We start from the raw sequence: 19533 nt of genomic DNA on the forward strand, positions 1-19533 counted from the left end.
AGGCCGATGACCCGATCATGCCTGCACGAACCTGACTGAAATGTTTGTTGGAAGCGTGCGCTTGACGCCTACACCGCATGGCCGTTCAATGCGTAGAACGCACGTGAAGAAGGCACGCAGATGCGTGCCTTCGGTAGGTGCCCACCGTTGGTGGGTACGCTTTTACCGATGCCCACGCTCTTCGCGCGATCGCGCACGCCGATCAAACAACAACGCACTGAGAATGATGCCAAGACCCAGGAACACGCCGATCAGCATCAGGGTGAATGCGATGGCCGGATAGCCGAACAGGTGCCATCCGGTATCGACCTTCATCATCATTGCGGCAGCAAGAATCAACGCCGCAGTGACAATGCCTGCAGACACCCGGTTGGCGATCTTCTGCAGGTTCTCCATCAACCGGGATTCCTCCAGCCCGGTCACTTTCATCTGCAGCCGGTTCTCGGCCAGCAGCGCCAGGATGTCGGACATCTTGCGCGGGCCCTCGCGCAGCAGCTGCTGTACCTCCATCGCTTCACTGGCCAGGTTCGCCGCCGACAGCGACTTCTTCAAGCGCGCACGCATCACGTGCTGCAGCTGGCGCTCGACGATGCGGCGCGTATCCAGGTCCGGCGACAGCAGCCGGCACGCCGTTTCCAGGTTCAGCAGCGCCTTGCCCAGCAGGCTCAGCTCCGGCGGCGTGCGCAGTCCGCTGGCGGTGGCGATGCGCACCAGGTCCAGCACCACCCGGCCTTCCGAGAACGTGCCGCTGGCGGCATAGCGCGCGATGACCTGGCCGGTTTCGCGCAGGTAGCGCTCCTCATCGAAGGCTTCCAGTCGCGTGCTGATGCCGATGATCTCGTCGGCCACTTCTTCGCCGCGCCCGTCCACGGCGGCAAACAGCAGTTTCAACAGACGCTCGCGCAGGCGCGGCGGCATGTGCGCGACCATGCCCAGGTCGAAGATCGCCAATCGTCCTTCGGGCGTCACCCGCAGGTTGCCCGGATGCGGATCGGCGTGGATCTCACCATGCACGAAGATCTGGTCGATGTAGCCGCGGATCAGCGCGGCCGCCAGCGGCGCCATCGGCTCCTCGGTACGGCGCACGTCGGGAATCATGTCCACGCGCACGCCCTGCGCCAGCTCCATGGTCAGCACGCGATGGCTGCAGTAGTCCCAGATGGGCTGCGGCACCCACAGCGGCTTGAACGGCCGCAGGTGCTGGCCGAAGCGCTGCAGGTTCTCGGCTTCGGCCTGGTAGTCCAGTTCCTGCATGAGCGTCTTGGCGAATTCATTCAGCCAGTCGCGCAGGCGTACCCGGCGACCCACCTGGGTGAGGTGGTCGGCGGCCAAGGCGAAGCTGCGCAGTACTTCCAGGTCCGAGCGGAGCTGGGCCGCCACTTCCGGCTTCTGTACCTTTACCGCCACTTCGCGGCCGTCATGCAGCTGTGCGCGGTGCACCTGCGCGATGGAGGCGCAGCCCAGCGGCACCGGGTCGAAGCTGGAAAACAGCTTGGACACCGGCGCCCCCAGCTCCTGTTCAATAATGGTGTAGATGCGCTCGACCGGAATCGGCGCGACCTTCTCCTGCATCCGCTCCAGTGCGGTGGCGAACTCCACGGGCACCATGTCCGGCCGGGTGGAGAGCATCTGGCCCAGCTTGACGAAGGTCGGCCCGAGTGACTCCAGGTCGGTGACGAACTGCTCCGGGTTGCCCTCCGGCGGCAGGTCGTGGACGGCACGCGAATCCAGGTTCATCCCCGAAAACACCCCGGAATGGCGGTAGCGCAGCAGCAGGCGCAGGATCTGACTGCGGCGGTTCATGCCTTTGACCAGCGACGGCGAGCCGGGAACAGCGGGCGTGGTATTCAAGCAGGGCTCCGGGGCGGGACGGATCCGCAGTGTCGCCGCAGGGCGGTGGTGGGGCGGTGAATCCGCCCGATCTTCCACGAACGCGGCCGGATCGGTCAGAATCGGCGCCACCCTCTGATTTCTGGATTGCCATGGCCGGTGCCAGCCTGTTTGCGTTGCTCGACGATATTGCCGCCCTGCTGGACGACGTTTCGATATTGACCAAGGTGGCGGCCAAGAAGACCGCCGGCGTGCTGGGCGACGATCTGGCGCTGAACGCGCAGCAGGTGACCGGGGTCAATGCCAACCGCGAACTGCCGGTGGTGTGGGCGGTGGCCAAGGGCTCGCTGGTGAACAAGGCGATCCTGGTGCCTGCGGCGCTGGTGATCAGCGCGCTGGAAGCCTGGCTCAAGGGCAAGGGCTATCCGATCCCGATCGTGGTGCCGCTGATGATGATCGGCGGCGCGTTCCTCTGCTACGAAGGCGTGGAAAAGCTGGCGCACCGCTTCCTGCATTCGCAGGAGGAAGACGAGCAGCAGAAGGCGGCGCGGCTCAAGGCGCTGGCCGACGAAAAGGTCGACATGGTGGCGTGGGAGAAGGACAAGGTGAAGGGCGCGATCCGCACCGACTTCATCCTGTCGGCCGAGATCATCGTGCTGTCTTTGGGCGTGGTGTCGGCCGCACCCTTCATCAACCAGGTCACCGCGCTGGTGGTGATCGCGCTGGGCATGACGGTGTTCGTCTACGGGCTGGTGGCCGGCATCGTGAAGCTGGACGACGCGGGCCTGTATCTGTCGAAGAAGGGCGGCGCGCTGGCCGCGTTCGGCCGTGGCCTGCTGGTGTCCGCACCGTGGTTGATGAAGTTCCTGTCGGTGGCCGGCACCCTGGCCATGTTCCTGGTCGGCGGTGGCATCCTGGTGCACAACGTGCCGGCGGTGCATCACCTCGTGCTGGGTATCGCCGGCAAGGTGGCGCCGTGGGGCTGGCTGGTGGAAGCGGGTGCCAATCTCGTCGTCGGCGTGATCGCCGGCGCGGTGGTCTTGGCGGCAGTAACCGGTATCCAGAAGGCGCGCGGCAAAACCGCCGCGCATTGAGGTTATCCCGCCTGCACGCGGTTCTTGCCGACCCGCTTGGCCGCGTAGAGCGCCGCATCGGCGCGCTTGAGCAGTGCATCGGCGCTCTCACCCGGCTGCCACTGGCTCAGGCCCGCACTGAAATGCACCAGCACCCGGTGCCCGTCCAGCTCCACCGGCCGCTGCGCCAGCGAGCGCTGCAGGCGCAGCACGGTGGACATGCTGTCCGCGCCCGGGGTTTCCGGCATCAGCAGCACGAACTCGTCGCCACCAATGCGCGCAATCGTATCGGTACTGCGCAGCAACAGCTGGCAGACGGTGACCAGGTGGCGCAGGATCGCGTCGCCCCCGGGATGGCCGTAGCTGCTGTTGGTCTGGTGGAAATCATCCAGGTCCAGCAGCGCCAGCGCCAGCGGGTGTGAGTGCCGGTCCGCGCGGGCCAGCTCACGTTCGAGCAGCTCATCGAAACCGCGCCGGTTGAGTGCCCCGGTCAACGGGTCGGTGCGCACCAGCCCGGACACATCGCGCAGTTCCTGTTCGAGTTCGGCGATGCGCGCCTCGGCCTGCTCGACTTCGCGGCGCGCGTTGCCCAGATGGTCGCGCGCCTGCAGTGCCTGCTCCTGCACCCGCCCGGTATCCTGCAGCACGTCCTGCAGCAGCTGGTTGAGATCGGCGATGCTACGCGCCTCCTTCAATGCGAGCGCGTAGCTGCTGATCCGGTCGTGGTACTCGCCGGTGCTGACCGCCATCCCATCCAGGCGTTCGATGAAGCCGCCCATCAGGCTCTTCATGGCCGCCTTGGATTCGACGATGCCCTGCTTGAGCAGGCCCTGCTTGTAGATCACCTCGCGCAGGTTGGCACGCGCCTGCTCGACCGAGTCGCGGTCCAGCGGCCCGCTGATCAGCGCACGCACCGCGTGCACCTGGCCGTGCAGCCAGCTGCTGTCGTCGAGCAGCTCGCCGATGTTGTCCAGCAGCAGGTCGAACAGGCTCAGCAGCAGTTCCTGCTGTTCCTGCCAGCCATCGCTGCGCACCCCGATCTGGTGGGTCAGCTCGCGCAGGCGCAGCTCCAGCGGCTGCAGCGGCTGGCCGGGATGCCACTGGCGCAGGTCGGCGGCCAGCTGCACCGGTTCGTCCTTCAGCTCGGGCATGTTCTGCAGCAGGCTGGCCACGGTCACGCCCAGGGTCAGGCGCAGCAGCTCGCGCAGGCGCAGGCTGTCGGGCTGGCCGTCGGGGCTGTCCTGTTCGATGGTGCGGATGTACTTGTCGATCAGCTGGCGCATGGCGCGGCCATAGCTGACCCAGTCGGCACTGCGTTGTGCCGACTGCAGGCGCAGGCCCATGTCGCCCAGCTCGCCGGGCAGGGTCGACATGCCGTGGGCGAACGCGGCCAGCAGCGGTTCGGGCTGGTCGGCCCCGGCGAACAGGCGCTGCAGCATGGCGCTGCTTCCGCCCTTGACCGCCGGGGCGTCCACGCTGGCGTCGACCGCGGTGGCCGATGCCTGGCGGCGCGACAGCAGCCGGCCCACGGCGGTGCCGGGGCTGGGGAGGGCGTCCTGCGGGTCCTTCATACGGCGGGTCCTGGCAATGTTGGAACGATATCGGCGCCGTTGTCGCCGGCTTGAACGACAGGCTGTGCCACGATGGTAGGCAATCCGGTGGCGGGAGTATGCGATGAAGGTGATGTTGGTTGGGGCCACCGGGCTGGTGGGCGGGCAGGTGCTGCAGCAGCTGCTGGACGATGACCGCTGCGATGCCGTGGTGGCGCCCACGCGCCGGCCCTTGCGCTCATCCTCCCCGGCCCTGCGCAACCCGGTGGTGGACTTCGAGCAGCTGCCGTTGGACGCGGACTGGTGGGCGGTGGACGCGGTGATCTGCGCGCTGGGCAGCACCATCCGGCAGGCCGGCAGTCGCGAGGTGTTCGCCCGGATCGACCATGACTACCCGCTGCAGGTGGCCACGCAGGCCCGGGTGCACGGCGCGCATGCGTTCGTGCTGAACTCGGCGATGGCGGCCGACGCCGGGTCGCGGATCTTCTACAACCAGGTGAAGGGAAGGCTGGAGCAGGACCTGCGCGGTCTCGGCTACCCGTCGCTGACCCTGGTGCGACCGGGCCTGATCGGTGGCGAGCGCAGCGAACGCCGCACCGGCGAACACCTGGCCAGCCTGGTGCTGGGCGCATTGGGCCCCGTGCTGCCCCGCGCGTGGCGGATCAATCCCGCCGAGCGCATCGCCGCCGCGATGGTGGACGCCGCGTTGGAACCCCGCCCTGGCGTGCATATCGTGGGATCCGCCGACCTGGCGTGACCCGGGGCGCCAAACGATGACGGCCACCCTGGGGTGGCCGTCATCGCATCAAACAACCAGGCAGTGGATCAGTTCGCCAGGGCCAGGTCATCCAGCATCGCGCGCAGGAAGCGTGCGGCCTCGCCGCCGGTGGCGGCGCGGTGGTCGAACGTGACCGACAACGGGATCACCTTGTGCGCTTCCACGCCGCCCATCACCGGGGTCATCTGGTGGCGGGCACGGCCGGCACCGACGATGGCCACGCACGGCGGCACCACGACCGGGGTCGCGTAACGGCCGGCGAACATGCCGAAGTTGGACAGCGAGATGGTGTAACCGCTCAGCTCGGACGCGGCGATCGACCGCGCTTCGACCTGCTCGCGCAGGCGGTTCACGCCTTCGCGGATGCCACGTGCATCCAGCACGTCGGCATTGCGCAGGGCGGGCACGAACAGGCCATCGTCGGTGTCCACCGCGATGCCAACGTCCACGTGCGCGTGCAGGGTGCGGGTGAGCGCATCGCCATCGAACCAGGCATTGAGCGCCGGCACCTTCTGGCAGCCCACCACGATCGCGCGCACCAGGCGGGCGGTGACGTCGTTGCCCGGCACCCAGGCGTGGATGTCGGCATCGTCGTTCAGCGTGGTCGGCACGACCTTGCTGTGCGCATCGGCCATCACCCGCGCCATGTTGCGGCGCACGCCCTTGAGCGGTTCCGGCTGGCCCTTGGCGACCACGCCCGGGGGCTGGGTGCGCATCGGCTTGCCCGCGGCGGACAACGGCGCGCGGGTGTCGGCGGCACGGGCCACCGGTGCGGCAGCGGCGACCGGGGCAGCAGCCACCGGTGCCGGCGCGGCGCCGACCTTGGCGCTGCCATCGGCGGCGGCCTGCTTGACGTCGGCCATGGTCACCGCGCCATCGGCGCCGGTGGCACGCACGCGGGCCAGGTCCACGCCCAGCTTGCGCGCGGTGGCACGCACGGCCGGCACGGCCTTGACCCCGCCGACCGCCACCGCCTGTTCGGCGTGCACCGCATTGGAGCTCTGCATCGCGCCGACCACGGTGCCGGCGTCATCGCGCTCGGCGCCCGGCTTGGCGATCTCGCCACCGTCATCGGACGCCACCACCTTGTCCGGCTGGGCCGGGGCAGCCTGGCCGGTGCTCGGCGTGGGCGCCGGTGCGGCATGGCCGTGGCTGTGGCCGGTGTCCTGGCCATCGGCGCGCTGCGGCAGGTTCGGGTCCAGTTCGAACTGGGCCAGCACGCTGCCGGTGGGAATGATGTCGCCGGCACCGCCGGCCAGCTTCAGCACCTTGCCGGAGAACGGCGAGGGCACTTCAACCACGGCCTTGGCGGTCTCCATGGAGACCAGCGGCTCGTCCAGCGTGATCACGTCGCCTTCCTTGACGAACCACTCGACGATGGTGGCGTCGGGCAGGCCTTCGCCGAGGTCGGGCAGGTGGAAATTCTTGTTCTCACTCATGTGCATTTCTCTTCCAGCAGTTCGAGATCGCGGGCCGGCAGCCAGCCCGTCGCGCCGTTCGCGCGTTCAGACCACCACCAGCCGCCGTGTTCATGATGCAGCTTGACCATTTCACCGCTGTCCACGTCCAGTTCGCGGGCGTCATAGTCGCGCAGGGCCTCTGCGCGTCCATCGTCCAGCAACTGCAACCACGCCACCGGTGCCCAGCCGGCACGCCCGTCATCGGTGCGTACCCAGGCAAACGCCGGCCATTCCTCGTCACGAACACCCAGTTCGACGATCTGGCCGGTGCGGAACCGGAGCGGGTTGGGGTACTGGCTGCGGTACGGGCCCAGAAGTCTGGCCCGCATGTCAGCCCGCCGCCACCGCGCGTTTGGCCGCGCTCACGATCCGGTCCACGCTGGGCAGGTACTTCATTTCCAGGCGGAACAGCGGAATGTGGGTGTCGTAGCCGGTGACACGTTCGACCGGTGCCAGCAGGTCGTACAGCGATTCCTCGGCCAGGCGCGCGGCGATTTCAGCGCCGAAGCCCGCGGTCTTCGGGGCTTCCTGCACGATCACGCAGCGGCCGGTCTTGGCCACCGATTCGGCGATGGTGGCGAAGTCCAGCGGGCGCAGCGTGGCCACGTCGATCACTTCGGCACTGATGCCTTCGCCGGCCAGCTTGTCGGCCGCTTCCAGCGCTTCCTTCACCTGCGCGCCCCAGGTCACCAGGGTCACGTCGGTGCCGTCGCGCAGCACGAAGCAGACGTCCAGCGGCAGCGCTTCGCCATCGTTGACCACCACTTCCTTGTACTGGCGGTAGATGCGCTTGGGTTCCATGTAGATCACCGGATCCGGTTCGCGGATCGCGGCCAGCAGCAGGCCGTAGGCACGCTGCGGCGAGGACGGCAGCACCACGCGAAGGCCCGGCACGTTGGTGAAGATCGCCTCGTTGGCTTCGCTGTGGTGTTCCGGCGCACGGATGCCGCCGCCCCACGGCACGCGCAGCACCATCGGGCAGTGCAGGCGGCCACGCGTGCGGTAACGCAGGCGTGCGGCGTGGCAGATGATGTGGTCCACCATCGGGTACATGAAGCCATCGAACTGGGCTTCGGCCACCGGCTTCATGCCCTGCGCGGCCAGGCCGATGGTCAGGCCGGCGATGGTGGTTTCATCCAGCGGGGTGTCCAGGATGCGGTCGGCGCCGAAGCGCTGCTGCAGCCCGGCGGTGGCGCGGAACACGCCGCCGTTGACGCCGACATCCTCGCCCAGCACCAGCACCGATTTGTCGTGTTCCAGCTCCCACGCCAAGGCCTGGGTGATGGCTTCGATGAGGGTGATGGGGGTGGTGGTCATGCTCTCTTCTCCGCGCGCGATGGCGGCGCTGTCGGCGGCGTTGGTCTGCGCGCCGGGCGCGCCGTTCTTGATCTCATCCATGGCGCTGCTCCAGGGCGATCGCCTGTGCGCGCTGGACCAGCAGGTCCTGCGGCGGATCGGCATACAGGAAGTCGAACATCGCCTCGACCGGCTGCACCGGGGTGTTGAGGTACAGGTTCACCTCTTCATCCACGCGCTTGCCGCATTCCACGGTCCAGGCCTGTTCCTCTTCCTCGCTCCACACGCCGGCACCGATCAGGTACTTGCGCAGGCGCAGCATCGGCTCGCGCTGCCAGGCATCCTTGACCTCGGCATCGTCGCGGTAGCGGCGCGCGTCATCGGCGGTGGTGTGGTCGGACAGGCGGTAGGTCATCAGTTCCAGCACGGTGCCGCCGTCGCCGGCCAGCGCGCGTTCGCGTGCCTGCAGCATGGCGGCCATCACCGCGATCAGGTCGTTGCCGTCCACCTGCAGGCAGTGCAGGCCACCGGCCAGGCCCTTCTGCGCCAGCGTTTCGGCACCGGTCTGGGCCGAACGCGGGACCGAGATGGCCCAGCCGTTGTTGACGATGCACAGGATCAGCGGGAGCTTGTAGGCACCGGCCGAATTCAGCGCAGCGTAGAAGTCGGTCTTGGAGCTGCCACCATCACCGCAGACGGCCACGGCGATCTGCTTTTCCTGATTGAGCTTGAACTTCAGCGCAGCGCCGGCGGCGTGCAGGCACTGGGTGGAAATCGGCACGCAGAACGGGAAGTCCTTGGCCGCGTTGCCGCCGTAGTCGTTGCCACGCTCGTCGCCGCCCCAGTACATCAGGACGTCGCGCGGGCGTACGCCACGCATGAACATCGCGCCGTACTCGCGGTAGGACGGCGCGAACACGTCGTCCTTCTGCATGGAAGCGCCGATGCCGACATGGGCGGCTTCGTGGCCCAGGCAGGCGGCATAGGTACCCAGCTTGCCGGTACGCTGCAACGCGATCGACTTGCCGTCGAACACGCGCACGAACAGCATCTGCTTGAACATCGGCAGCAGCGCGCGCGGGTCGCGCAGGGCTTCGGGCAGGTCATCGCGGACGAGCGTGCCGTCCGTGTCCAGGTACTGCAGGTATTCGATCTTGAACTCAGCGGCAACCGTCATTGCGTACTGCACCTTCGACAGGAAGTTACAAATGATATGAATTGCCATGTTAAGGACGGCGTATGAAAAAGGCGTCCTGCGGCGCAGCATACTGTCCCGGGGGACATCGGCCCGGTATACCCCATCAGGGGCCCGCAACGCCAATGGCGTCAACGTATTCAGTTGTATCAACGGGGCATGAGCGGACCGTGGCAGGCACCTGCCCGGAAGGCGGGCAACCCCGCCCGCCGCGCAGATTCGGGTCGCCGGCCGGCCACCACACGCCTGCGCATGGAATCTCCCACCCGCCGGTGCAGGCGGTGCGCTACCCTTTTGGCCCCCTCCAGCGGCCCCCGCCATGTCTGTCGACAAGAACCAACGCGACCTTGAAGCCGGTATCCACACCGACCTGGAGGGACGCCTGACCTACGGCGGCTACCTGCGGCTGGACCAGCTGCTCTCGGCGCAGCAGCCGCTGTCCAACCCGCCGCACCACGACGAGATGCTCTTCATCATCCAGCACCAGACCTCGGAGCTGTGGCTCAAGCTGCTGGCCCACGAGCTGCGCGCGGCGATCGGGTTCCTGCAGCGCGACCAGGTCTGGCAGTGCCAGAAGGTGCTGGCGCGCAGCAAGCAGGTGCTGCGCCAGCTGACCGAGCAGTGGTCGGTGCTGGAAACGCTGACCCCTTCGGAGTACATGGGTTTCCGCGATGTGCTCGGCCCGTCGTCGGGTTTCCAGTCGCTGCAGTACCGCTACATCGAATTCCTGCTGGGCAACAAGAACGCGCAGATGCTGCAGGTGTTCTCGCACGACCCGGCCGGCCAGGCGCAGCTGCAGCAGGTGCTGGACGCGCCCAGCCTGTACGAGGAATTCCTGCGTTACCTGGCCCGCTTCGGGCATGCCATCCCGGCGGGCTACATCGACCGCGACTGGCGGCAGCCGCACGTGGCCGACGATGCGCTGCACCCGGTGTTCGAGCGGATCTACCAGAACACCGACCGCTACTGGCGCGAGTACGCGCTGTGCGAGGACCTGGTGGACCTGGAAACCGCCTTCCAGCTCTGGCGCTTCCGCCACATGCGCACCGTGATGCGGGTGATCGGCTTCAAGCGTGGCACCGGCGGCTCCAGCGGGGTGGGGTTCCTGCGCCAGGCGCTGGAGCTGACCTTCTTCCCGGAACTGTTCCAGGTGCGCACCACGATCCGCAACGACGACCCGATGCCGCCGGACGCCTGAGCCGGCGGGGGGGCGCGGCTGGCCCATTCATGTTTTCCCGCCGCATCCCCCTTACGGTGCGGCAGGCCCCGCCGTTGCTGCGCTGGCGGCTGCGGGGCGGTAGTTGCAGATGCAAGTTCAGCGACCATGCGGCCAGCTGCACAGATTGGTGTGTATTTGACGTGAACGCCGTTGTTCTGGGATTCTCCCGCGTTGTTTCGCACATCGGACGTGCATGTCTTCCACCGAACCCAGGAATCCCGCATGAGCGTAGACGCCGCCGCGAAATCCGTTCCCGAACCGGCGCTGCCGGAGTTCAAGACCACGCTGGGCCACCCGCGCCCGCTGTGGATGCTGTTCATGACCGAGTTCTGGGAGCGCTTCGCGTTCTACGGGATCCGCTGGGCGCTGGTGCTGTACATCGTGGCCCAGTTCTTCGACGGCGACTCGGCCGGGCAGGCTGCGGCCAGCCGCACCTACGGTGCCTACCTGGCGCTGGTGTATGCCGCGGCCATCTTTGGTGGCTACGTGGCCGACCGCGTGCTGGGGTACCAGCGCTCGATCCTGACCGGCGCGGTGATCATGGCCGCCGGCCTGTTCATGGTCGCCATGCCGAACAAGGAAGTGTTCGAGTTCGGCCTGGCCACGATCATCATCGGCAACGGCCTGTTCAAGCCGAACATCTCCACCATGGTCGGCAAGCTGTACGGCCTGAAGGATGAGCGCCGCGATTCGGGCTTCACCATCTTCTACATGGGCATCAACATCGGCGCGATGATCGCCCCGGTGTTCACCCAGTACCTGGCCGAAAAGGTCTTCGGTACCGAAGCCATGCCGGCCTACAAGATGGTGTTCATCGCCTCGGGCGTCGGCATGCTGCTGAGCCTGGTGTGGTTCTACATCGGTCGCGCCGGCCTGAAGGGCATCGGTGCACCGCCGGTGGGTGGTGAAGGCCTCGGCCGCGTGGTGATGGTGTTCGTTGGCTCGCTGGTGGCCATTCCGGTGGCCTACTTCCTGCTGTCCACCGGCGCGACCGCGCTGGCCTGGATCCTGGGCGTGATGTTCATTGCGCTGGGCGTGCTGCTGCTGGTCGAAGGCATCCGCGAAGGCAAGGTCCAGCGCGACCGCGTGATCGCCATGCTGATCATCTTCACCTTCAACGTGATGTTCTGGATGTTCTTCGAACAGGCCGGCAGCTCCTTCACCTTCCTGGCCGATGAGATCGTCAACCGCAAGCTGGGCAACTGGACCTTCCCGACCGCGTGGTTCCAGTCGGTGAACTCGGTGGCCATCATCGCGCTGGCGCCGATCATTGCCTGGATCTGGATCAAGCTGGGCCGTGCCAACCCGTCCATTCCGCGCAAGTTCGGCCTGGGCCTGCTGTTCAACGGCGCCGCGTTCGCGCTGCTGATGCTGGCGCTGTCGAGCATGGTGGTGGACGGCAAGATCCCGTTCTGGACGCTGTTCATGGTCTACGTGATCCAGTCCGTCGGTGAGCTGTGCCTGTCGCCGATCGGCCTGTCGATGGTGACCAAGCTGGCCCCGGTGCGCCTGGTCGGCTTCGGCATGGGCGGCTGGTTCCTTTCCACCGGCATCGGCAACAACCTGTCGGGCATCTTCGCCGGCATCGTCAGCGGCGAAAGCGGCATGACCGTCGAATCGGCGCTGACCGGTTACACCTTCGGCTTCTGGGCGTTGATGGGCTCGGGCGTGCTGCTGTTCCTGATCGCCCCGCTGATCAACAAGCTGATGCACGGCGTCAAGTGAGGTCTGCGATGCGCATGAAAACGCGATGGTCCCCGATGCTCCTGGCCGGCCTGCTGGCCGCCTGTTCGCCATCGGCGCCCACTGCCGCACCTGCGCATCCGCTGGACACCACCGAACAGAAGCCACCGGTGGCCGATCCCGGCCAACCGGTGGCCTCGGGCAACACCCCGGCCGCGGCGGATGTCGCCGCGGTCGCCGGGCTCAACGCGCAGTTCGATCCGGCCCGCGACCCGGTCGCCGACCTGGCCACCGCCAAGGTCGAGGCCCAGCGCGGTGGCAAGCGGATCGTGCTGGACGTGGGTGGGGAGTGGTGCTCGTGGTGCCACCTGCTGGACGCGTTCATCGAGGGCGATGCGGAGATCCGCAGCTTCCGCGATGCCAACTACGTCTGGATGAAGGTCAACTACAGCGAAGACAACGAAAACGCCGCCTTCCTGTCGCAGTTCCCGCAGATCAAGGGCTACCCGCACCTGTTCGTGCTGGATGCGCAGGGCACGCTGCTGCATTCGCAGTTCACCGGCGAGCTGGAGGCCGACAAGGGCCAGCCCAAAGGCTACAACCGCGAACGCTTCTTTGCCTTCATGAAGGAATGGGCGCCGCCGAAGGCGCCCTGACCGGAACAGAAAATGCCGCGATCATCGCGGCATTTTTTTGTCCTCCCTACAGATGCCCGTTTCGCTGCCGCTATGTCCAAGGACCTCATGGATTGAACGCATGCAGCCCGGCGCCAGCGACAGCACATCGGATATCTCCCTGGACGCCGCCGTCGGCGTGAGCCTGCCCCCCGCGGATGTCCTGCTGGACGACCATTCGGCGCACGACGCAGGGAGCGAAGCGGACACCCCGGCACCCGGGGCCACGCTCTATCGCCTGCCGCAGGTGTCGGTGCCCGACAACGTGCTGCTCAAGGCGGCGGTGCAGAAGCTGGTCGAACAGAAGGCCCAACTCGACCAGCTGGCCCGCAACCCGGCACTGGTGGGCCTGCTGCCCAGCGAATGGCAGGGCACCGGCACGCGCGGGGTGGATCTGCAGGGCTTCGTGCTCTCGGTGCTGCCCTACCTGCACAACGCCACCAAGGCCGAAACCGCGCCTGCGCGGCTGCCGCTCAAGCACGTGCTGGGCGACAGCGGCCGTTGGGACCAGGCCGATGTGGCCGAGCCGAAGTCGCTGGCGTTCTTCCTGGCCAGCGATGACCGCGCCACGGCAGGCGTGAAGGACCCGGCGGAGGCCTACCTGGTTGCGCCGCTGGGCCTGGCCTGGGCGCACGAGGGCCGCACCCGGCCCGGCTTCCTGCGCGACATGGGCTACACCAGCATGGCCGCGCGGGTGCACGTGCTGCCGTACCCGGAGCCGGGCCAGCTGGCGCTGTACAGCGTGGTGGCCAACGGCGTGGCCCAGGTCTGGTGCGTGCTGGACCGGCGCAAGCTGCGGCCGCTGCTGGCGCCGTGGCTGAGCGTGCCGGTGCTGACGGCCTATGGGGTCACTGCGCCCGTGACGTGGCCGACCTCGTATCCGTCAATCGACGAGGTGGCGCGCGCGCTGGCCACCGCCCGCACCGGCAAGGGCCCGGTCGAAGTGGACCTGCCCAAGGTGGCCGCCAAGATCGCCGAAGACGCCTCGGGCGAAACCTGGATGCCGGTCAGCCTGCTCCAGGTGGGCACCTGGGCGCCGCGCTGGCGCTACTTCCTGGCCACCTTCATCGCGCTGCCGGCCGCGCTGCTGGTGATCGCCGCGCTGGCCCTGCCGGGTGCGCTGGAAGCGGCCGCGGTGGCGGCATCACTGGGCCTGGCCGCCGGCGCCATCGGCGCGTTGGCCGCGCCTTGGGTGCATGCGCGGCGGAAACACCTCAGCTGAGGCGTAACGACCAACGGTCGTTACCTACCGGCTTTTGGCCCGCCGTTGGCCGGTACTGGCTCCGATCAGCCCTGGTCCATCCGCTGCAGGCCTTCGCCGGCCAGGCGCAGGATCAGCTTCTCCAGCATCTGCTCCTCCTCCTCGCTGAGCACCGACATCAGCTTGCGGGTGATCTCGATCACCAGCGGGGCGATGGTCTCGTAGACCTCGAACCCGGCCGCCGACAGCGCCAGCACCGAGCGCCGGCGGTCATCGCCGTGGGTTTCACGCTTGATGAAGCCGCGTTCGAGCAGTCTGGCCACGGCCCGGCTGACCGCCACCTTGTCCATCGCGGTGCGGTCGGAGACCTCGCTCGCCGATGAGCCCGGGTACAGCGCCAGGATGGTGATCACCCGCCATTCGGGAATCGCCAGACCATAACGGTCCCCATACAGCTTGGCGATGTTGCCGCTGACCCGGTTGGACAAAACGCTCAGCCGGTACGGCAGGAACTGCTCCAGGTCGAGCAGGGCATGCGTGGCGCGGATGGTCTGGCTGCTGGGATCGGGTGGGCTCATGCTGCGGTGCACCTTGATGGTGGTTTCATGTGAAACTATAACCTTCTTTCCGGACTCCGCATTCTCGCGGGTCTGCCTTCCGCCCGCACCTGGTTTTTTTCCGGGGATGGGCCGCTTTGGAGCCACGTCATGAGCAGCCAGCCCGCAACCGCGTCGCACGCCCCCAACCCGGGCATGCAGGTCACCACCTTCGAGAACCCGATGGGCATCGACGGGTTCGAATTCGTTGAATTCGCCGCGCCGGCCGGACGTGGCGCCGAACTCCACGACTATTTCCGCAAGATGGGCTTCACCGCGGTGCTGCGCCACAAGCAGCGCGCCATCACCGTGTACCGCCAGGGCGGGGTGAACTTCCTGGTCAACGAAGAACCCGATTCGTTCGCGTCGGACTTCGCGGAGAAGCACGGCCCGTGTGCGTGTGGTTTCGCCATCCGCTTCCAGAAGCCGGGCGATGAGGTGTTCCAGATGGCGCTCGGCAACGGTGCCGAAGCGATCGACTTCAAGCCGGAAACCAAGGCCGTGCCGGCCCCGATCATCAAGGGCATCGGCGACTGCATGCTGTACCTGGTGGACCGTTATGGCGCCGCTGGCAGCATGTTCGATACCGACTACGCACCGATCGAAGGCGTGGACCAGAACCCGGTCGGGTTCGGCCTGACCTTCATCGACCACCTGACCCACAACCTGTACTTCGGCAACATGCAGCAGTGGTCGGACTACTACGAGCGCCTGTTCAACTTCCGCGAAATCCGCTACTTCGACATCAAGGGCCTCAAGACCGGCCTGGTGTCCAAGGCGATGACCGCACCGGACGGCATCGTGCGCATTCCGCTCAATGAATCGTCCGACCCGAAAAGCCAGATCAACGAATACCTGGACGCCTACAAGGGCGAGGGCATCCAGCACATCGCCTGCTTCACCGAGAACATCTACGACACCGTGGAGGCGATGCGTGCGCAGGGCGTGGAGTTCCTGGATACACCGGACACCTACTTCGACGTGATCGACATGCGCGTGCCCGGCCATGGTGAAGACGTGGCGCGCCTGGCGAAGAACAAGATCCTGATCGATGCAGATCCGGAGACAAAGCAGCGCAAGCTGCTGCAGATCTTCACCACCAACTGCATCGGCCCGATCTTCTTCGAGATCATCCAGCGCAAGGGCAATGAAGGGTTTGGCGAAGGCAACTTCACCGCGCTGTTTGAAAGCATCGAGCGCGACCAGATCAAGCGCGGCGTGCTGTAATCCACAAAAACGGACCCCCGACCATGCCCACCTCCCTCGAATCGCGCGGCTACCAGACCGGTTTCGGCAACGAATTGGCCAGTGAAGCCGTGCCCGGCGCGCTGCCGGTGGGCCGCAACTCGCCGCAACGGGTGGCGCATGGCCTGTACGCCGAACAGCTGTCGGGCACGGCGTTCACCGCGCCGCGCGGCAGCAACCGGCGCAGCTGGCTGTACCGTATCCGTCCGGCGGTGACGCATGGGGAATTCCAGCCCTATGCGCAGCCGCGCCTGCACAGCGATTTCGCGCAGGGGGCGGTGTCGCCCAACCAGCTGCGTTGGGATCCGCTGCCGTTGCCCACCACGCCGACCGATTTCGTCGACGGCCTGTACACCATGGGTGGCAATGGTTCGCCCGACGCGCACGGCGGCGTCGGCATCCACCTGTACGCCGCCACGGCGGACATGCAGGGGCGTTACTTCTACGACGCCGATGGCGAACTGCTGATCGTGCCGGAGCTGGGCCGGCTGCGCCTGCTGACCGAGCTGGGCGTGATCGAGATCGAACCGCAGCAGATCGCGGTGATCCCGCGTGGCGTGCGCTTCCGCGTTGAACTGCCCGATGGGCAGGCGCGCGGCTACATCTGCGAAAACTTCGGTGCGCTGCTCAGATTGCCGGACCTGGGCCCGATCGGATCCAACGGCCTGGCCAACCCGCGCGATTTCGAAACGCCGCATGCGGCTTACGAGGACGTCGACGGCGCCTTCGAGTTGATCGCCAAATTCCAGGGCCAGCTGTGGCGTGCGGACATCGATCACTCACCGCTGGACGTGGTGGCCTGGCACGGCAACTATGCGCCGTACCGCTATGACCTGCGCCGCTTCAACACCATCGGCTCGATCAGCCACGACCACCCGGATCCGTCGATCTTCCTGGTGCTGCATTCGCCCAGCGACACCCCGGGCACCAGCAACATGGATTTCGCAATCTTCCCGCCGCGCTGGCTGGTGGCCCAGGACACCTTCCGGCCGCCGTGGTTCCACCGCAACATCGCCAGCGAGTTCATGGGGCTGATCCACGGCGCCTATGACGCCAAGGCCGAAGGTTTCGTGCCCGGTGGCGCGTCCCTGCACAACAGCATGAGCGGCCACGGGCCGGATGCTGCCACGTTCGAGAAAGCGTCCGCTGCCGACCTGAGCCGGCCGGACGTGATCAAGGACACCATGGCCTTCATGTTCGAAACGCGTGGCGTGATTCGCCCCACCGCACAGGCGATGGACGCGGCGCACCGCCAGCGCGGCTACCAGCACTGCTGGCAAGGCCTGAAGAAGAACTTCCAGGCGTAATCACACACGGGCCGCGGCCATCAGCCGGCGTCCGCGCCGGCCTGCTCCAGCTGTGCCAGATGCGTCTCCGGCAGCACTTCGAAGAGGCGCTGGCGGACGCGCTCGCAGTAGCCGGCTGAGGTCAGACCGGGCAGCGCGTCCAGGGCACTGCGCAGCGCGGCCACCACCTGCTCGTCGCTGCGCGCCTGCTGCAGGGCGTACAGCAGCGCGGCGGCCTGCGGGTGCCGTTGAAGTTCGAGAATGCCGAGCAGGTAGATGCGTGCGGCCACCAGCGAACGCCGGCGTTCGGTGACGGGAGCGGCACTTCCCGGCGCCGGGCCGGCAGCAGTTGCCGCAACGGGCTCGGCCGCTGGCACCGGTTCGGGCGGCGCAGTGGACACCAGATAGCCGCTCTGGATCAGCTGGATCACCATGGCCGACGCTTCCGGGCCGATCATCGCGGCAAGCTGGGACAGGTCGCGCTGGCCATCGCACAGGATCAGCAGGCGCCGCTGGCGCATGTCCAGGGGCGCGCGGTGGGCCTGCAGGGCGTCACGGGCGAGGTCGGTCTTGCGCGGTTGCATGGGCGTGGGGTCGAAGCGGTGCAGGCCGAGCCTGAACGCCACAGGTGTAACTGTGATGACAAGCACGCTATGTATGCACGCGCTGCACGTCCCCCACGCTAGCCTGCGAGCCACTGACAGGAGGGCGTGCATATGAAGCAGCTGGCGAGCGTGTTGGCATTCGGTATCGCAATCGCATTGGCGGGCTGCGACCGCCACCCAGAGCCCCCGTCGGCCGATGCCGAGGCTGCGGTGGTGGAACCGGCTGCGGACGCGGCGGTACCTGCAGCACCCGCGGCCGATCCTGCCACGCAGGGTCCTGCACGCCTGGATGGGTACGGCCCGTTGACCTTGGGCGCGACCCTCGATGAGGTCCGCACCGCCTGGAAAGAGCCCCTGCAGGGCGAAGTCCCCGATGACTATTGCCACGCACTGCGCCCGCAGGGCAGCCAGGCCGATGACGTGATCCTGATGATCGAGGGCAAGCGGCTGGTGCGTTACGACGTCCGCAACGACCGCATCGTGGCGCCGGGTGGCGGCAAGGTCGGCATGTCACTGGGCCAGCTGCAGACGCTGTACCCCGATCGTGGCGACCTGACCCCGCACAAGTACGACGAGAAGGGCCACAACCTGCGCGTGCGTCCGGCCGCCGAGGGTGCGGCGATCGTCAACTTCGAGATCAACGGCGACGGTACCGTCACCGCCTGGCGGGTCGGCAAGACCCCGCAGGTCGATTACGTGGAAGGCTGTTCCTGAGCCACGGCACGGGGCCGGGTGACCCGGCCCCGTGCGCACCGCCTGTGCGCCGGGCCTGAACTGGCCCTAGAATCGGGCCACGCCACCTGGGGATCCACCGATGATCGCTGCCACTGCCTGGTTCCTGTTGGGCCTGCTGCTGCTTGCACTCGGGGGCGACTCCATCGTCAAGGCCGCCTCCGGGCTGGCCCAGCGCTTCGGTGCCTCTCCGTTCGTGGCCGGGTTGCTGCTGGTGACCTTCGGTACGTCCCTGCCCGAACTGGTGGTCAACGCCCGTGCGTTCGTGGTCGGCGCCGAGGAGCTGGCGCTGGGCAACGCGGTGGGCAGCAACATCGTCAATGTGGGGTTGACCCTGGCGCTGGCCGCGCTCGCCGCGCCGCTGCTGGTGCGGGCACGCCTGCTCTCGCCCATGCTGGTGCTGCTGGCGGTGGCCAGCCTGGCCCTGATCGTATTCGGCCTTGATGGGGTGATCGCGCGCTGGGAAGGCGGCGTACTGCTGCTGGGCTTCGTGGCGCTGCTTGCCTTCGTGCTGCGCCAGGCGCGACGCGAATCCGAGCCGGTACGCGAGGCGATTGCCGGTTATGCGATGACCCGCACCGGGCTGTTCCTCAATGTGCTGCGGGTGGTGTTCGCCGCCGTGTGCCTGTACTACGGCGCGCGCTGGGTGGTGGGGGCCGCGCCGGTGATGGGGGCCAGCCTGGGCTGGTCGCCCTTGCTGGTGGGCCTGCTGCCGGTGGCCATCGGTACGGCGCTGCCGGAAGTGGCCGCCGCGATCGTGGCGGCGCGCCGTGGCCAGGGCGACATGGTGCTGGGCCACGTGATTGGTTCGAGCCTGTTCAACCTGCTGGTCGTGGTCGGCGGCATGGCCGCGCTGCGCCCGCTGGCGCTGCCCGAGTCGTTCGTGAAGCTGGAACTGCCGGCGGCGATCGCCTTCGTGCTGGTGCTGTACCCGATGCTCAAGGGCGACCTGACCATCAGCCGGCGTGAGGGCGGGATCCTGCTGGTGGCGTTCCTGGCGTGGATCGCGCTGGAGCTTGCCTTGATCTCGTAGAGCCACGCCCTGCGTGGCTGCGCTTCGATTGGCACCGTGAAGCCACGCAGGGCGTGGCTCTACATGCGGTTTCGCCA

18 protein-coding genes are annotated in these 19533 nt (G+C 67.3%); 10 read left to right on the forward strand and 8 right to left on the reverse strand.

All coding sequences use genetic code 11. From position 1 onward, the window contains the following. Positions 1 to 162: 162 nt before the first annotated feature. The gene (locus tag QMX79_RS00335; protein WP_282243339.1) at positions 163 to 1803 is read right to left on the reverse strand and encodes an AarF/UbiB family protein; all 1641 of its coding nucleotides are present in this window, start codon (positions 1801 to 1803) and stop codon (positions 163 to 165) included. A 179-nt stretch (positions 1804 to 1982) separates the two neighbouring features. On the opposite strand from QMX79_RS00335, the gene QMX79_RS00340 reads away from it, so the two are divergent. Further along, complete coding sequence (locus QMX79_RS00340; protein WP_282243218.1) at positions 1983 to 2924, forward strand: DUF808 domain-containing protein; 942 nt, start codon at positions 1983 to 1985, stop codon at positions 2922 to 2924. A 2-nt stretch (positions 2925 to 2926) separates the two neighbouring features. Here QMX79_RS00340 and QMX79_RS00345 read toward each other — a convergent pair whose 3' ends face one another. After that, complete coding sequence (locus QMX79_RS00345) at positions 2927 to 4474, reverse strand: GGDEF domain-containing protein (protein WP_282243220.1); 1548 nt, start codon at positions 4472 to 4474, stop codon at positions 2927 to 2929. A 103-nt stretch (positions 4475 to 4577) separates the two neighbouring features. Between QMX79_RS00345 and QMX79_RS00350 the strand changes: the two genes are divergently transcribed. Then, entirely contained in the window at positions 4578 to 5210 is a 633-nt protein-coding gene (locus QMX79_RS00350) for an NAD-dependent dehydratase (RefSeq protein ID WP_282243221.1), read from the forward strand. Positions 5211 to 5278: 68 nt separating this feature from the next. On the opposite strand, the gene QMX79_RS00355 is transcribed toward QMX79_RS00350, so the two are convergent. The 4 genes from QMX79_RS00355 to pdhA are packed head-to-tail and all read right to left on the reverse strand — an operon-like array spanning position 5279 to position 9164. Continuing rightward, positions 5279 to 6670: a dihydrolipoamide acetyltransferase family protein gene (locus QMX79_RS00355; RefSeq protein WP_282243222.1), complete on the reverse strand. Its 1392-nt coding sequence runs from the start codon at positions 6668 to 6670 to the stop codon at positions 5279 to 5281. Beyond that, entirely contained in the window at positions 6667 to 7020 is a 354-nt protein-coding gene (locus tag QMX79_RS00360; RefSeq protein WP_282243224.1) for an SH3 domain-containing protein, read from the reverse strand. The genes QMX79_RS00355 and QMX79_RS00360 overlap by 4 nt, the downstream gene beginning before the upstream one ends. Position 7021: 1 nt before the next feature. Continuing rightward, positions 7022 to 8089, reverse strand: coding sequence for an alpha-ketoacid dehydrogenase subunit beta (locus tag QMX79_RS00365; RefSeq protein WP_068854312.1), 1068 nt, complete (start codon positions 8087 to 8089; stop codon positions 7022 to 7024). Beyond that, complete coding sequence (pdhA, locus tag QMX79_RS00370; protein WP_282243228.1) at positions 8082 to 9164, reverse strand: pyruvate dehydrogenase (acetyl-transferring) E1 component subunit alpha; 1083 nt, start codon at positions 9162 to 9164, stop codon at positions 8082 to 8084. The genes QMX79_RS00365 and pdhA overlap by 8 nt, the downstream gene beginning before the upstream one ends. Before the next feature lie 337 nt (positions 9165 to 9501). Here pdhA and QMX79_RS00375 point away from each other — a divergent pair, with 337 nt between their 5' ends. The 4 genes from QMX79_RS00375 (at position 9502) to QMX79_RS00390 (ending at position 13980) form a co-directional block, all read left to right on the forward strand. Beyond that, the gene (locus QMX79_RS00375) at positions 9502 to 10380 is read left to right on the forward strand and encodes a tryptophan 2,3-dioxygenase family protein (RefSeq protein ID WP_282243230.1); all 879 of its coding nucleotides are present in this window, start codon (positions 9502 to 9504) and stop codon (positions 10378 to 10380) included. Positions 10381 to 10623: 243 nt separating this feature from the next. Then, entirely contained in the window at positions 10624 to 12126 is a 1503-nt protein-coding gene (locus QMX79_RS00380; protein ID WP_282243232.1) for an oligopeptide:H+ symporter, read from the forward strand. Positions 12127 to 12161: 35 nt separating this feature from the next. Beyond that, on the forward strand, positions 12162 to 12740 hold the full coding sequence (locus tag QMX79_RS00385) for a thioredoxin family protein (RefSeq protein ID WP_282243341.1): 579 nt from the start codon (positions 12162 to 12164) through the stop codon (positions 12738 to 12740). Positions 12741 to 12840: 100 nt separating this feature from the next. After that, entirely contained in the window at positions 12841 to 13980 is a 1140-nt protein-coding gene (locus tag QMX79_RS00390) for a hypothetical protein (RefSeq protein ID WP_282243234.1), read from the forward strand. A gap of 65 nt (positions 13981 to 14045) precedes the next feature. Here the strand turns inward: QMX79_RS00390 and QMX79_RS00395 are convergent, their stop codons facing one another. Further along, positions 14046 to 14537, reverse strand: coding sequence for a MarR family winged helix-turn-helix transcriptional regulator (locus tag QMX79_RS00395; protein WP_282243236.1), 492 nt, complete (start codon positions 14535 to 14537; stop codon positions 14046 to 14048). 129 nt (positions 14538 to 14666) lie between these two features. On the opposite strand from QMX79_RS00395, the gene hppD reads away from it, so the two are divergent. Both hppD and hmgA read left to right on the forward strand, forming a co-directional pair. Next, entirely contained in the window at positions 14667 to 15782 is a 1116-nt protein-coding gene (hppD, locus tag QMX79_RS00400) for a 4-hydroxyphenylpyruvate dioxygenase (RefSeq protein ID WP_282243238.1), read from the forward strand. 23 nt (positions 15783 to 15805) lie between these two features. Beyond that, complete coding sequence (gene hmgA / locus QMX79_RS00405; RefSeq protein ID WP_282243240.1) at positions 15806 to 17107, forward strand: homogentisate 1,2-dioxygenase; 1302 nt, start codon at positions 15806 to 15808, stop codon at positions 17105 to 17107. A 20-nt stretch (positions 17108 to 17127) separates the two neighbouring features. On the opposite strand, the gene QMX79_RS00410 is transcribed toward hmgA, so the two are convergent. Further along, positions 17128 to 17670, reverse strand: a complete 543-nt coding sequence (locus tag QMX79_RS00410) for a hypothetical protein (RefSeq protein WP_282243343.1) — start codon at positions 17668 to 17670, stop codon at positions 17128 to 17130. Between the two features lie 132 nt (positions 17671 to 17802). On the opposite strand from QMX79_RS00410, the gene QMX79_RS00415 reads away from it, so the two are divergent. Further along, a complete protein-coding gene (locus QMX79_RS00415; RefSeq protein ID WP_282243242.1) occupies positions 17803 to 18405 on the forward strand; it encodes a hypothetical protein in 603 nt (200 codons plus the stop codon). Positions 18406 to 18505: 100 nt separating this feature from the next. Further along, a complete protein-coding gene (locus QMX79_RS00420) occupies positions 18506 to 19456 on the forward strand; it encodes a sodium:calcium antiporter (RefSeq protein ID WP_282243244.1) in 951 nt (316 codons plus the stop codon). Positions 19457 to 19533 lie beyond the last annotated feature (77 nt).

This window comes from Stenotrophomonas sp. PS02300 (assembly GCF_029959395.1).
In the GTDB taxonomy this organism is placed as follows: Bacteria; Pseudomonadota; Gammaproteobacteria; order Xanthomonadales; family Xanthomonadaceae; genus Stenotrophomonas; species Stenotrophomonas maltophilia_AD.

What these genes read in the sequence shown, in the direction of transcription:
- QMX79_RS00410 (WP_282243343.1), bottom strand. Translation starts at nt 17,670, where the DNA reads ATGCAACCGCGCAAGACCGACCTCGCCCGTGACGCCCTGCAGGCCCAC.
- QMX79_RS00375 (WP_282243230.1), top strand. Translation starts at nt 9,502, where the DNA reads ATGTCTGTCGACAAGAACCAACGCGACCTTGAAGCCGGTATCCACACC.
- QMX79_RS00350 (WP_282243221.1), top strand. Translation starts at nt 4,578, where the DNA reads ATGAAGGTGATGTTGGTTGGGGCCACCGGGCTGGTGGGCGGGCAGGTG.
- QMX79_RS00355 (WP_282243222.1), bottom strand. Translation starts at nt 6,670, where the DNA reads ATGAGTGAGAACAAGAATTTCCACCTGCCCGACCTCGGCGAAGGCCTG.
- QMX79_RS00360 (WP_282243224.1), bottom strand. Translation starts at nt 7,020, where the DNA reads ATGCGGGCCAGACTTCTGGGCCCGTACCGCAGCCAGTACCCCAACCCG.
- pdhA (WP_282243228.1), bottom strand. Translation starts at nt 9,164, where the DNA reads ATGACGGTTGCCGCTGAGTTCAAGATCGAATACCTGCAGTACCTGGAC.
- QMX79_RS00415 (WP_282243242.1), top strand. Translation starts at nt 17,803, where the DNA reads ATGAAGCAGCTGGCGAGCGTGTTGGCATTCGGTATCGCAATCGCATTG.
- hppD (WP_282243238.1), top strand. Translation starts at nt 14,667, where the DNA reads ATGAGCAGCCAGCCCGCAACCGCGTCGCACGCCCCCAACCCGGGCATG.
- hmgA (WP_282243240.1), top strand. Translation starts at nt 15,806, where the DNA reads ATGCCCACCTCCCTCGAATCGCGCGGCTACCAGACCGGTTTCGGCAAC.
- QMX79_RS00340 (WP_282243218.1), top strand. Translation starts at nt 1,983, where the DNA reads ATGGCCGGTGCCAGCCTGTTTGCGTTGCTCGACGATATTGCCGCCCTG.
- QMX79_RS00345 (WP_282243220.1), bottom strand. Translation starts at nt 4,474, where the DNA reads ATGAAGGACCCGCAGGACGCCCTCCCCAGCCCCGGCACCGCCGTGGGC.
- QMX79_RS00380 (WP_282243232.1), top strand. Translation starts at nt 10,624, where the DNA reads ATGAGCGTAGACGCCGCCGCGAAATCCGTTCCCGAACCGGCGCTGCCG.
- QMX79_RS00390 (WP_282243234.1), top strand. Translation starts at nt 12,841, where the DNA reads ATGCAGCCCGGCGCCAGCGACAGCACATCGGATATCTCCCTGGACGCC.
- QMX79_RS00420 (WP_282243244.1), top strand. Translation starts at nt 18,506, where the DNA reads ATGATCGCTGCCACTGCCTGGTTCCTGTTGGGCCTGCTGCTGCTTGCA.
- QMX79_RS00335 (WP_282243339.1), bottom strand. Translation starts at nt 1,803, where the DNA reads ATGAACCGCCGCAGTCAGATCCTGCGCCTGCTGCTGCGCTACCGCCAT.
- QMX79_RS00385 (WP_282243341.1), top strand. Translation starts at nt 12,162, where the DNA reads ATGCTCCTGGCCGGCCTGCTGGCCGCCTGTTCGCCATCGGCGCCCACT.
- QMX79_RS00365 (WP_068854312.1), bottom strand. Translation starts at nt 8,089, where the DNA reads ATGGATGAGATCAAGAACGGCGCGCCCGGCGCGCAGACCAACGCCGCC.
- QMX79_RS00395 (WP_282243236.1), bottom strand. Translation starts at nt 14,537, where the DNA reads ATGAGCCCACCCGATCCCAGCAGCCAGACCATCCGCGCCACGCATGCC.